The following is a 12,073-nucleotide window of genomic DNA, read 5'->3' as shown; positions in this document are numbered from 1 at the left end:
TATCGATGACGCGTTCAGAACAGTTCCTCGACGTTGACGCCGAGTGTGATCGCGCCGATCGCCTCGCCGGACGAAGGATCCTCGATCGGCAGGCTGACCTGCGACAGGAACGCCTCCGCACTATCGTCGAACTCGACCTCGCCGATGTGCATGCGCCCGGTCCCGTACGATTCCTGCCATTTCGCTTCGTCGCCCTGATAATAGTCGGAGGTTAGATTCGAGGCGCCGACATTGAGGCCTTTATTGTCCATCACGAAGACTTCCGACACGCGCCCGCCGAGTTCCGATTTTTTCGTGGAGAGAAAATCGGACAGGGCATTGTCCATCACCTTGTCGACCAGCGGCCCCTCCCCCTCATCAACCTCGGCCCCCCACTGCTCGTCCAGCTCCTCGATCTGCTCTGGATCAAGGGACGCATGCCGCTTGTTCTGCGCCGCAATGGCATCCACCACAGCCGCGTCATTCAACCATGGACGGACTTCGTCCTCGATCAGGGACCTGATCTGCGGCTCGAATTCATTGGCGGTTGCCGTGAACGGAAGAACCAGGGTTGCCGCCGCGAGAAGAACAGGCAGAAAGCGCGCCATCGTGCTGCACCATTTGATTGCATTTAAGAGTTCTAATGCGCGCTTGCTAACATCGAGATATAAGCATTCGCCAGTCACAATCTTGTGAACAAAAATCTTTAGGTTAATATTTTATTTATTAAACCTTCAGAATAGTAATACTGTTAGTATTTCGACTTATTATGCGCTTCGCGCCAAACATACAAAGACCAACGATATGTCATCCTTTTGTTCGCATCGGAGATATACATTAGCCTTATTTCCATATATCCCCAGAATTTATTTAGAAATTACGGCGTAAAATCACTGCCGACATTCGGTCAATATGCTATCACAGGTTGTGTATCGGCACCCAGGGAGGCGCCGGGCAAATAATCTGCGGAATGACGGACCACGCGCTCAGCCGGCCAGCCTATCCAGCGCGTGGGCCAACTTGTCGCGCGCCGCCGCCGCGTCGGCCCGGCGCTGACGCTGTTCCTCGACGACCTCGGCCGGTGCCTTGTTCAGGAACTGCTCGTTGGACAGCTTCTTGTCGTATTTCGACAGATCGCTTTCCAGCTTCTCGATTTCCTTCTGAAGGCGCTGCTGCTCCTGGTCGATGTCGATAATTCCCTGCAGCGGCAGGATTGCCGTGGCTTCGTCGAGCAGGAACTGCGCGGCGCCATGCGGCACTGCCGCGTCGGTCAGATCAACGGACTCCAGCCGCGCCAGACGCTTGATAAGCGGCGCATGGGCGTCCAGACGGCGCCGCGTCTCGGCGTTTGCGCCTTTCAGCAGCAGTGGCGCCTCGGCGTTGCTGGGGACGTTCATTTCGCCCCGGACGGTGCGTATCTCGCCGACAACGCGGGAAACCCAGTCGATCTCCGCCTCCGCTGCCTCATCCAGAAGGTCGTCGCCAAAAGCAGGCCAGGTACCGGTGATGAGGCGATCCCCCTCGCCGCCGCCGAACTGCTCCCAGAGTTCCTCCGTCACGAACGGCATGAAGGGATGCAGCAGATGCAACAGGCGCTGCATGACCCAGGCGATGGTGGCCCGCGTCTCGGCGCGCGATTCGTCGTCGCCGCTTTGCAGGATCGGCTTGGCGAACTCGACGTACCAATCGCAGAATTGATGCCAAGTGAACTGATAAAGCGCGCCCGCCGCATCGTTGAAACGATAGGCCTCCAGCGCGGCATCGACGGCCAGCCCGGCGCGCACGGTCTTCGCGATAGCCCAGCGGTTGAGCGTCTGCTTCACGGCGCGCGGATCGAAGGCCGGATCCGGCGCGACCTCGTTCATCAGGCAGAAGCGCGCGGCGTTCCACAGCTTCGTCGCAAAGTTGCGGTAACCCTCCACCCGCTGCTCCGACATCTTGATGTCGCGGCCCTGGGCCGACAGCGCGACCAGGGTGAAGCGAAGCGCATCGGCGCCGAACCGTTCGATCAGGTCGAGCGGATCGATCACGTTGCCCTTCGACTTCGACATCTTCTGGCCCTTGGCGTCACGGACCAACGCATGGATGTAGACGGTATGGAACGGCACTTCGTCCATGAAGTGCAGGCCCATCATCATCATCCGGGCAACCCAGAAAAAGATGATGTCGAAGCCTGTTACCAGGACATCCGTGGGATAGTACCGCCGCAGTTCCGGCGTTTCGTCGGGCCATCCAAGCGTCGAGAACGGCCACAGGCCGGATGAGAACCAGGTGTCCAGCACGTCCTCGTCGCGGCGCAGCAGGACCAGCTTCCCCTCGGCGACGCGGGCGGCCTGATCCGCGCTGGCTTCCTCCTCGGCTCCCAGCGTCTCGACCGCCACGCCGTAGTGCGCCTCGGCCTCGGTGCGCGCCGCCTCTTCCGTCGTCTCGACGAAGATATCGCCATCGCGGCCGTACCAGGCCGGGATCTGATGTCCCCACCAGATCTGGCGCGAAATGCACCACGGCTGGATGTTGCGCATCCACTCGAAGTAGACGTTTTCCCACTGCTGCGGGACAAAGCGGGTGCGGCCCTGCTCCACCGCCTCGATGGCGGGCTTCGCCAGGGTCTTGGCATCGACGTACCACTGGTCCGTCAGCCACGGCTCGATCGCCACGCCGGAGCGGTCGCCGTGCGGGACCATGTGGACGTGGTCCTCGATCTCGGCCACAAGGCCCTGCGCTTCGAGATCGGCGACAACCCGCTTGCGGGCCTCGTAACGGTCGAGACCGCGGTAGGCTTCCGGCACGTTGTCGTTCAGGCGGGCGTTGCGGTCCAGGATGTTGACTGTCTCCAGGCCCCGCCGCCGGCCCACCTCGAAATCGTTGAAGTCATGCGCGGGCGTGATCTTCACGGCGCCGCTGCCGGTTTCGGGATCGGCCCACTCGTCCGCCACGATGGGAATGCGCCGGCCCACCAGCGGCAGAATGACGTGCTTGCCGACCAGATGCGTGTAGCGTTCGTCCTCGGGGTGCACGGCCACGCCGGTATCGCCCAGCATGGTTTCCGGCCGCGTCGTGGCGACGGTGATGAAGACACCGTTCTCACCCTCGACGGGGTACTTGAAGTGCCAAAGCTTGCCGTTCACCTCGACCTGCTCGACCTCCAGGTCGGAGATCGCGGTGTGCAGCTTCGGATCCCAGTTCACCAAACGCTGGTCGCGGTAGATCAGCCCCTGCCGGTAAAGGTCCACGAAGGTCTTGCGCACCGCCTTGGACAGGCCGTCGTCCATGGTGAAGCGCTCGCGCGCCCAATCCGGCGAAGCGCCCAGATTGGTGAGCTGACGCGAGATCGCACCGCCGGATTCCGCCTTCCACTGCCAGACCTTCTCCAGGAAACCCGGTCGCCCCAGGTCGTAACGGCTGATTCCCTCGGCGGCGAGGTTGCGTTCCACGACCATCTGGGTGGCAATGCCCGCGTGGTCCATGCCCGGCTGCCACAGCGCATCGCGTCCCTGCATGCGCTTGTAGCGAATCAGCACGTCCTGCAGCGTGAACGTCAGCGCGTGGCCCATGTGCAGGCTGCCGGTCACGTTCGGTGGCGGCATCATGATGGTATAGGGCCGGGCCGCGCTGTCGGGATGGCAGGCGAACGCGCCGTCTTGACGCCATATATCGTAGAATTTCGCTTCGACCTCGGCCGGGCGATAGGTCTTGTCCAGCATGGACGGTCGCACCCTCTTTACGTCCTTCGCGAGGGCGCAAACTAGCCAATTCACCGGATGAAGCAAGGGGCGAGCCGGTGCATGGCCGTCATGCGCGGCGCGGCCGCTTACGCGGAACGGCACATACGACGTGGGATCCGCCAGCGCGGCGGATCCCACGATCGGGTTCAATCGGGTTTAAAGGTAGATGAGCTGCCGCCTGGCCGTGTCGTCCGGCGTAGGCGCAAAGGCCCGATACCTAGTCGTCGCTCTCACTTTCCGCCGTGGCCTCGGCCCGCTGGCTGATCCGGCGGATCTCCTGGCGCACCACCTTCTCGACGAGTCCCGGCAGGTTCTCGTCCAGCCAGGCCTTGAGCTGCGGGCGAAGCGCCTCGCGGACAAGCTGCTCAAGAATTCGGTCCGCGTCGGATTTCGGCTTGTCGTCGCCGTAGTCGCGGGCGTTCGCGGCACGCGCAAGCTCGGTGAGCGCCGCGGTGGCCGTCGTGGAAGTCTCTTCGGAGATCACGGAGTCGCGCGTCCCAGCATCGATGCCGCCGGTGTCAGGCGTCATGGCTGACGTTTCCTTCTGTTCGGGTGGCTCGACCGCAGCGGCCCCCGCCTCCGCTGCGCTGGCGTCCTCGGCGTCCGGCCTGTCGGCCGGTCCCGGCAGGGTTTCCTCCCCACCGGCGTCCGTTTCGCCCGTGTGCGCGATCGGTTCAGCTTCTTGCGACGCCGTCTCGGCCCGCGCCGGCACAGCCTCATCGTCCACAGTCTCTTCTTCCGCGGGCGCGGCCTCTTCCGCCGGCATGGCCTCGTCCTCCACCTCGACCTCTTCGGTCAGGTCCAGGACCTCTTCCTCGGCTTCCGACTCATCGGCTGTGTCGGCGGCGGTGTGCTCTTCCGTAGCGGAGTCGCCCTCCGACGCCTTGCTATCCGCCGACGATTCGGACGGCCGCGAAGATTGTGACGGCTGCGGCGACTCGTCGCCTTCCTCGGAAATAATCTTCCGGATGGAGGCGAGTATCTCCTCCATCGACGGATCGCCGCCGTCGCGATGCTGCTGATCACTCATGGTTCACCCGGTCCCGCACCGTCGCGAAACGCAGCCTGCACTCTGCACCCCGAAGGTAAAGAAACAGAAAACGCGCAACTCAGGTGCAATTATTCATTTCCGTCGTCGCCCTCGCTCGGAATTCCCCACCCCCATATCTTATCCCGAACAGCGTTGTACCCTCTTTCGACGTCATAGTACTCGACCGGAAGGCCAAGGGCACGAGCACGGAGCTTGCCAATAGCGGAAAGAAGTTGGTGACTGGCGAAAATCTCGTCGCGTTGGGCGCGAACGAGACTGACCTGGCCGTCGAGCAACTCCTGTTCCGCGTCTAGGACGTCGAGCACTGTACGTGCACCGACCTGGTTCTCCTGGCGCACGCCCTCCAGGGCGATATCGGCTGCGCGCACCTGCTCGCGGAACGACTCGATCTGGGCGCGGGCGGCCTGCAGGTCCTCCCAGGCGCTGACCGCCTGCTGCTCGGCGGTGCGCTCGGCGCTGCGCACCTCCAGCCGGCGCTGGTTGGCGGTCTGCTTCGCCTCGCGCACCCGGCTGAAGACAGCGCCCTGCTGATACAGCGGGATCGTCACCTGCGCCAGGATCTCGGCGGACTGCGTGGAGGAGTCCTCGGTCGTGGTGTTTTCCCGCTGGCTCAGCCGTCCGACCAACTCGGCCTCGGGCAGGAGCTCGCCGGCAACCTCCCGCACCTGACGGCGGGCCGCACCCTCGTTGAAGCGGTTGGCGACGACGTCGGGATTGTTGCCGATCGCCAGTTCCTTTGCGCCTTCAATTGTACCAGGCAGAATGTCCGGCACCGGCGGCTGCTCCAGATCCTCCGGCGGATGCCCGATGACCTCTACATAGTTGGCGCGGCTCGATTCAAGCTGGCCGCGCGCCGCCTCCCTGTCGGCGATCGCCCGAGACAGGCGCGATTCCGCCTGGGCAACGTCGGTTCGCGTGACCTCGCCGACCGTAAAACGATCCTGCGTTGCCTCGAGCTGGCGGCGCAGCACCTTCACGTTGTTGTCGTTCAATCCCAGTACCGCTTGGTCCCGCCAAACGTCGACGTAGGCCTGAACGCCGCGCAGCAGCACGTCCTGCTCGGTCCCGGCCAGACGCGCGCGCTCCGCCCGCACCTCGTTCTCGGCCCGCTCCGTGCCGGCGACCGTGCGGCCGCCGCGATAGAGCGGCTGACTTACCTCGAACTGGGCGGTGAGCGGCGACGTCGTGGTATCGGTGTTGGTGAACTCGCCTTCCTGGTCCAGCTTCTGCCGGCCGGCGGAACCACTTATGCTGACCTCCGGCCGCCAGTTCGACAGCGCCTGCGGCACCCGTTCGTTGGTAGCGCCCAACTGCCGGCGGGCGGCTTTCAAGTTCGGATTGGTGGCGTAGGCGTCGGCCAGGGCCTCTTTCAGCGTTTCGGCATCAGCGGCCGACGGCAGCGCGACGGCGAGCGAAAGCCCGGCAAGAGCAGTAGCGGCGAGTAGTCGCGGTCGCAGGCGGCGCTTGCAATTCATCATGACGCAGTAAGCCTCGCTTTCGATGGCGCGCAGGTCAATCGCCCCGTTGCGTTTGTATGATGGAAGGATACGGCCTGACTAGAACACGAACCCTTTCTCGCGAGTAAAGCCCGGAAGGACGGGTGTCGCCGCATCGAATAGCGTGCGCCGGCCGACGGCGTCGCCGATGCGCTCCATCAGCACCGCCTTGCCCATGCCCGGGCCGTTCTTGACGACCGTCAGCAGCCGCCCCCCGTCGGCGAGCTGATCGGTGATCCGCTCGGGAACGTCCTCGACCGCGCCGTTGATTAGAATCACGTTGTAGGGCGCTTGCTTGGGATAACCCTTGGCGAGGTCGCCTTTGACGATGACGGCGTTGTCGGTGACCTGATCGCTCAGCATCGCCTCCGCCTGCTTCGCCAGGTCCTTGTCGCTTTCCAGCCCGACGACGGTGGCGGCAATCCGCGCCGTCAGCGCGCAGGCATAGCCCGTGGCCGCGCCCACGATCAGAACCACGTCCGAAGCATCGATCCGCGCGGCGTCCAGCAGTCGCGCCAGGACCATCGGCTCCATCAGATAGCGCCCATCCGCGATCTTCAGGTCTTCGTCGACATAGGCGATGGAGCGTAGATGCTCCGGCACGAAGCGCTCGCGCGGCACGGTCTCGAACGCGCCGAGAACGCGCGGGTCGGTCACGCGATTCGTGCGCAACTGGCTATCGACCATGTTCATGCGGGCGGCGGTGAAATCGACCATCAATCCCCCCAGGACGGTACCTCGGCGCGCACAAGCAGCGCGGCCACGGCACGGGCAACGCGGCATTTCCCGCTTTATATGCGGGATGCCCGCGCGAGACAACGCCGCAACATGGCAACAAAAGGGTGCGCCAACAAGAGAACGTGGTAACAAGCCGAGCCGCTTGACCACCCCCGCATGGCTCTTTATATCTCGCGCGCCGTCGCTTACCTATCCCGTCCAGGCGGCCGGCGGCCCGGTGGCAGAGTGGTCATGCAGGGGACTGCAAATCCCCGTACGTCGGTTCGATTCCGGCCCGGGCCTCCAAGGACTTGGCTGGCGCGCCTCTCCCCTTTTCCCGTGACAATACCGGGCCCGCGTTGCCGGTCGCGGACGCCGATGGTATGTTTTCTTGCAGACAGTCTATTGCAGGCGAGGCGCGGTATGTCCGCGGAAGTTGCGTTTCAGCGCCTTTATGACCGGATCGAGTTGATCACCGGCGTTGGGGACGCCCGGCTTGGCAAACTCTGCATCATGTCCTTCGTTTCGCTGCTGGCCGGCGAAAACTTTGGCGACCGACCAAAATCGGCCTCGCAGGTGATTCGCAAGTTCGCGATTCCGGTGAACGACCGCATGGGTTCGCCGGAGCGGCAGCGGCTGAAGCCGTTCGCACCGCGCATTGTCGGCACCAACGACGGCCGCGACCGGGAGCGGGCCGTACTCCTCTACCGCGCCATTGTGGAGGAGGTGTTGCCGGTGCTGCCGCTTACGGGGGTCAACCTCAACGACCAGGCGGCCGTGGAGGCGGCGATCGGCTATCGCGCGGGACAGAACCTCAAGTATATCCGCCATGCCTGGGAAGAAGCGCGATACGACGTCCTCGCCAAGGAATGCGGCCACCTGATCGCCGCGCTTTCCGAACGCGCGGGCGATTCCCGGCGGCAGGCGTGGTTCTGGGACAAGGCAATCGACCTGCTGGATCGCCTTTGCGACATCGGGGCGGAGGAGCGTCGCCGCGCCAGCAATCGCTGCGCCAGTACCCGCTCCGCCTGACTGCAACATTCCCCAAGCCGGCCGCGGCGAGCCGGCAGCATTGAAGCGCGCGGTCGAAACTTGTAGGCTTTCGCGTCATAAGTCTGGCGAGGCTGAAACGTTGCTGGGAGACGGCGAGAATCGCGGCCCGCCGGGCGATAACCGGGAGGGCGCATGACGCCTGATCTGACGATCTGTTTACCGGACCGCCTGCATCCGGTCAGTCGAATGTTTCTTGAGGCGTGGCTTGCGGGCGATATGTCCACGTCCTCGTTCCTGCGGTGGTTTCATATGCCGAATTCCGACTACCTGGAGGTTGGGCAATGTCTTCTGACCGTGGTCGCGGGCGGTTGACGCCGGCCAGTGTGACGACGACATCAAAATCCGGTTGTAAAGGGGTTTGCAGCGGGCAAATGGCTTTGCTATAACCTCGCTCGCCGACGGCGACGCAGGGTTGCGGCGCCGTTTCTGATCCCCGGTAGCTCAGTTGGTAGAGCAAGCGGCTGTTAACCGCTGGGTCGCTGGTTCGAGTCCGGCCCGGGGAGCCAACAAAGACAGGGGCTTGGGTCCAGGGGACTCAAGCCCCTTTCCTTTTCATGCGCACGGCGGTCGCAAGTTCATGCGCACGTTGGTCGCAAGCCCAACCCGGCAAGGCGGCTGGACTACTGGATCCCGGCGCGCGCGAGGCCGGCGAGATACAGGTCGCGTTGCTCGCGCTTCTTCACATAGAACAGTCGTTCCTCAACAAATGCCCGACTGAAATCCGGCCGCGCGTGTAGCAACTCGGCACGTTCCCGGCGCGCCTGTTCCTTATCGCCCAGATGGCCCAGAGCTGCGACCAGATGGGCTCGCGCCCAGTAATGCGCGTTCGGCACCTCCGTCGCGCGTCGCGCCCAATGCGCCGCAGCGGCGAAATCGGTCGCGAAGAGATGCGCCAGCGACCGGTAGGCGTAGAACGCCCAGCGGAAGGGGTCGTGCGGACTCAGTTCCACCGCGGCGTCGAAATGCCTGATCGCCTCGTCGATCCGGTCCTCGCAGGCGAAGCTCTCGCCCAGCCCGCAGTGCGTGAGCGCGAGACAGGGGTTCAGCTCCAGACCATGTTCGAGTGCAGCGATCGCCCGATCGTATTCGCATCGGGCCAGATGCACGCGGCCAAGAACGAAATACGAGTTGGCGTCCTGATCATCGAGGGCGACAGCGTGGCGCGCCACACGGAGGGCTTCATCGAAGCGGCTCTGATCCAGTCCGCCATCGAAATAGACCATCTCAAGGATAATCGCATAGGCGAGGCGCGAATGTGCGGCGGCGAAGTCGGGGTCCTGCGCAATCGCCTCGCGAAGCAGTGCTTGGCAGCGCCGGTTGCCATCGTCCGTGAAACGGTAGAATTCCGCTGAACCGAGTTGGTAGCGTTCCCACGCCCCGACATCTTCGCCGGATTGCGCCTGGGCGCGGCGCTGCTCGGCGACGCCGAGCTCCGTCGCCAAGCGCCCCGAGATCAAGGAAGAGACCTTTTCCTCGAGCGCGAAAATATCGGCAAGCTCGCGGGTCAGCCGCTCCGACCAAAGGCAGTGACCGCTTTGCGCGTCAGCAAGCTGAACGGCGATGCGCACGTGGCAATCGGCGCGACGCACGCTGCCAGTGACCAGATAGCGCGCGCCGAGCTGCTCGCCGATTTCGGTAAACCCGAGATCCGCGTCGCGGAAGCTGAAGGCCGGATTTCGTGCTATCACCGCCAGCCAGCGGGTCTTGGCGAGCGATGTGATGATGTCCTCGCTCAAGCAATCGGCAAAGAAATCCCTGTCTTCCGACTGGCCAAGATCCGCGAAGGGAAGGACCGCGACGACCGGGCGGCCGCGCGCGAGGCGTTCGGGCCCCGATCGGAAGTGCGCGGGCGGCGCCGCGGCGCCGCGGCACGTAACCTCTCGAACGAAGCGAAAGCCGCGCGCATGTACCGTGGCGATTGTATGCTGCGCCGCGCCATGGTCGCCGACCGCGCGCCGGGCCGCCTTGACCTGGCTGCTAAGGGCGGCGTCCGAGACGATTCGCTCACCCCAGAGCGCCGTGAAAACCTCGTGGCGGCTGACGGTGCGATAGGCGTTGCGCGCAAGCAGCGCAAGCAGGTCGAACGTCATCGGCTCGACCGGCACCCGGCTCCCCTCATGGCGCAGCTCGAAGAGCTGGGTATCCAGCTCGTAAGCGCCGAAGCACAGGATCTCACCGCCGCCGTCGAGGCGATTCGGCTCGTCGGCTCGGAAAACCTCCACCGGCCGTGCGCCAACCCGAGGGGTGAGCGTGCCCACAGGCCGCATGATCCGGGACAGCGCCCCCGCCATAGCGGCAAGGGCTGTACCCGAAGCCACGATGCCACCACCATGCGCGAAATTTGCCAGTCGCCTGGCGATACTCGCAGCCTCGTCCACGCTGCCGAAATCCCGTCCGGTGGCGGGCTTGACGTCATGCAGGCCGATGGCGGGGGCCGGCCCGTTTGGCATTTGCTCCAGGACGTGGCTGGCGATATCCGAGGCGAAGCCGAAAGCAGTATCAGGCGCATCAAACCCGCAGACCCATGCTTCTCTGTCCTCGGCGTACGCCCGTCCGCCATATCGCGTCACCGCGTCGCGCGCGAACGTGTCCGGCATCTCCAGCCAGTCCTGCACTCCGCCGGGTGCCGAGCGCAGCACCGCCACCATTACCGCGTTCTGGGCCGCAACACCGCGATCCCCATCCAAGGGCCTCTCCGAAACCTGGACCCGGGACATGGGGCCTGAAATTGCCCGCTCCCCTTCCAAAGATCCGGAAGGGAGCCTGAACTACCGTGCCCGGGCCGTTCTTTGGCAGCTGACAACGCCGGGCCTCTCCAGTCGAAGATAAGATGTGCTGCGCGGCGTATCAGCGCCGTCATGCGACAAAATGTAGCACAGCCGTCAGTGGTGGAAAATATGGCACCGGTTCTTGCCCGAGTCGCCGACGGTCCTCCGCCCGATCAGCCCGCCGGATTGCGTGCGCTGATAACCCACGAGGAGCTGTCCATGACGATGCCGTCTGTCTGCGTTGTCTGACGCCGAATGGCCTCGGCAAGCGCGCCCTCGATTTCGCCTCGCTTCTTCTCCGCTTCCTCGCCGGCCTCCCTGTAGACCTCGCCGGCGGGGCCGAGGGCGAGCTGGAACTCGATCGCGTCCTGGACATCATGGCCGATCAGCACGGGCGCATCGACGCGGCGAAACTCGATCTGCTCGTAGCCCGCAATTTCCATCATCTTGCGTACCGTCGGCTCGTCGGCCATCGAGAACGGGCCGGGACCGCATGTGCGCGCGTCCTCGCCAGGCGCCGGCAGAAACTGCAGGACGATGTCCTTGGCCATCGACAGCCAAGGGTTGTCTTTGGGATCGCGCCAGACGATGTGGGCCATTCGCCCGCCGGGGCGCAGCGCGCGCCGCATATTCCGCAGGCCCGCCGTCGGATTGGCGAAGAACATCGTGCCGAAGCGAGCGAAGACGAAATCGAACTCCCCTTCAGGCAGCGCAACCTCCGCGTCGCCCCGCATGAAGCGCACGTTCTTCAGCCCGGTTTCGGCGATCTCGGCTTGGGCGATGTCGAGAAAGGCATCGCAGCAGTCGATGCCGACGACCTCACCCTCCGGTCCAACCATCTCGGCGAACCTTGCGGCCGTATCGCCGAAGCCGCAGCCGACATCGAGTACCCGGTCACCGTGATAGACAGGCAATTGGGGGAAGACGGCCTCGCTGTGATGAGTCAGCCCGCCGACCAGGATGTGCCGGAACCGGATGAACTTCGGCGCCAGAACCTCGTTCCAGAACTGCACGAACTCGGTGTCCTGGTTCTCTGACCGGGTCGTTTCGTCAGCCTGTGCCATGCTCGAATCTCCAAAATTGGCGCCCGCGGCGCATCGAAGTGCATAAACCAGTCTAACGAAATCCGGGCGCCGCACTTGGATAGATCGCAGAGAGAATCTGAGGATTTCATGATGTCGGGTGCCCGCAGGTGAACACAATTGACCGTCTGCGTGACCTTGGTCGTCAGAAAATCTCCAGATGCGGGCGGGGATATCCTCAAGCAGTAGGGAACGACCCAGT

At 64.0% G+C, this 12,073-nt stretch carries 9 protein-coding genes and 2 tRNA genes; 4 read left to right on the top strand and 7 right to left on the bottom strand.

Annotated elements, in window-relative coordinates:
* Positions 1 to 14: 14 nt before the first annotated feature.
* The 5 genes from DRB17_RS01770 to DRB17_RS01750 all read right to left on the bottom strand — a co-directional run bounded on the left by DRB17_RS01770 (position 15) and on the right by DRB17_RS01750 (position 6,968).
* Complete coding sequence (locus DRB17_RS01770) at positions 15 to 587, bottom strand: hypothetical protein (protein WP_114580423.1); 573 nt, start codon at positions 585 to 587, stop codon at positions 15 to 17.
* Positions 588 to 965: 378 nt separating this feature from the next.
* Positions 966 to 3,683 carry a valine--tRNA ligase gene (locus DRB17_RS01765; RefSeq protein ID WP_114580422.1) on the bottom strand — a complete coding sequence of 906 codons (2,718 nt, stop codon included), beginning with the start codon at positions 3,681 to 3,683 and terminating at the stop codon, positions 966 to 968.
* A 238-nt stretch (positions 3,684 to 3,921) separates the two neighbouring features.
* Complete coding sequence (locus tag DRB17_RS01760; RefSeq protein WP_114580421.1) at positions 3,922 to 4,734, bottom strand: DUF2497 domain-containing protein; 813 nt, start codon at positions 4,732 to 4,734, stop codon at positions 3,922 to 3,924.
* An 89-nt stretch (positions 4,735 to 4,823) separates the two neighbouring features.
* Positions 4,824 to 6,233: a TolC family outer membrane protein gene (locus DRB17_RS01755; protein ID WP_241503712.1), complete on the bottom strand. Its 1,410-nt coding sequence runs from the start codon at positions 6,231 to 6,233 to the stop codon at positions 4,824 to 4,826.
* 78 nt (positions 6,234 to 6,311) lie between these two features.
* Positions 6,312 to 6,968 carry a protein-L-isoaspartate O-methyltransferase family protein gene (locus tag DRB17_RS01750; protein WP_114580420.1) on the bottom strand — a complete coding sequence of 219 codons (657 nt, stop codon included), beginning with the start codon at positions 6,966 to 6,968 and terminating at the stop codon, positions 6,312 to 6,314.
* Positions 6,969 to 7,200: 232 nt separating this feature from the next.
* Between DRB17_RS01750 and DRB17_RS01745 the strand changes: the two genes are divergently transcribed.
* The 4 genes from DRB17_RS01745 to DRB17_RS01735 all read left to right on the top strand — a co-directional run bounded on the left by DRB17_RS01745 (position 7,201) and on the right by DRB17_RS01735 (position 8,527).
* Positions 7,201 to 7,274 (top strand) — tRNA-Cys (locus DRB17_RS01745).
* Positions 7,275 to 7,391: 117 nt separating this feature from the next.
* The gene (locus tag DRB17_RS01740) at positions 7,392 to 8,000 is read left to right on the top strand and encodes a hypothetical protein (protein ID WP_114580419.1); all 609 of its coding nucleotides are present in this window, start codon (positions 7,392 to 7,394) and stop codon (positions 7,998 to 8,000) included.
* A gap of 153 nt (positions 8,001 to 8,153) precedes the next feature.
* The gene (locus DRB17_RS19830; protein WP_147274773.1) at positions 8,154 to 8,333 is read left to right on the top strand and encodes a hypothetical protein; all 180 of its coding nucleotides are present in this window, start codon (positions 8,154 to 8,156) and stop codon (positions 8,331 to 8,333) included.
* Between the two features lie 118 nt (positions 8,334 to 8,451).
* Positions 8,452 to 8,527 (top strand) — tRNA-Asn (locus DRB17_RS01735).
* Positions 8,528 to 8,641: 114 nt separating this feature from the next.
* Here the strand turns inward: DRB17_RS01735 and DRB17_RS01730 are convergent.
* Together DRB17_RS01730 and DRB17_RS01725 are read right to left on the bottom strand one after the other, a co-directional pair.
* Positions 8,642 to 10,708 carry a winged helix-turn-helix domain-containing tetratricopeptide repeat protein gene (locus DRB17_RS01730; protein ID WP_161958666.1) on the bottom strand — a complete coding sequence of 689 codons (2,067 nt, stop codon included), beginning with the start codon at positions 10,706 to 10,708 and terminating at the stop codon, positions 8,642 to 8,644.
* A gap of 254 nt (positions 10,709 to 10,962) precedes the next feature.
* Positions 10,963 to 11,853, bottom strand: coding sequence for a class I SAM-dependent methyltransferase (locus tag DRB17_RS01725; protein WP_114580417.1), 891 nt, complete (start codon positions 11,851 to 11,853; stop codon positions 10,963 to 10,965).
* Positions 11,854 to 12,073 lie beyond the last annotated feature (220 nt).

This window comes from Ferruginivarius sediminum (genome assembly GCF_003344765.1).
GTDB classification, from domain to species: domain Bacteria; phylum Pseudomonadota; class Alphaproteobacteria; order Kiloniellales; family Rhodovibrionaceae; genus Ferruginivarius; species Ferruginivarius sediminum.
The sequence above is the reverse complement of the archived record's forward strand: the minus strand, read 5'-3'. Positions and strand labels throughout refer to the sequence as shown.

Excerpts from the sequence above, each read along its gene's own strand:
- DRB17_RS01765 (WP_114580422.1), bottom strand. The coding sequence starts at position 3,683 with ATGCTGGACAAGACCTATCGCCCGGCCGAGGTCGAAGCGAAATTCTAC.
- DRB17_RS01755 (WP_241503712.1), bottom strand. The coding sequence starts at position 6,233 with ATGATGAATTGCAAGCGCCGCCTGCGACCGCGACTACTCGCCGCTACT.
- DRB17_RS01740 (WP_114580419.1), top strand. The coding sequence starts at position 7,392 with ATGTCCGCGGAAGTTGCGTTTCAGCGCCTTTATGACCGGATCGAGTTG.
- DRB17_RS19830 (WP_147274773.1), top strand. The coding sequence starts at position 8,154 with ATGACGCCTGATCTGACGATCTGTTTACCGGACCGCCTGCATCCGGTC.
- DRB17_RS01725 (WP_114580417.1), bottom strand. The coding sequence starts at position 11,853 with ATGGCACAGGCTGACGAAACGACCCGGTCAGAGAACCAGGACACCGAG.
- DRB17_RS01760 (WP_114580421.1), bottom strand. The coding sequence starts at position 4,734 with ATGAGTGATCAGCAGCATCGCGACGGCGGCGATCCGTCGATGGAGGAG.
- DRB17_RS01770 (WP_114580423.1), bottom strand. The coding sequence starts at position 587 with ATGGCGCGCTTTCTGCCTGTTCTTCTCGCGGCGGCAACCCTGGTTCTT.
- DRB17_RS01750 (WP_114580420.1), bottom strand. The coding sequence starts at position 6,968 with ATGGTCGATTTCACCGCCGCCCGCATGAACATGGTCGATAGCCAGTTG.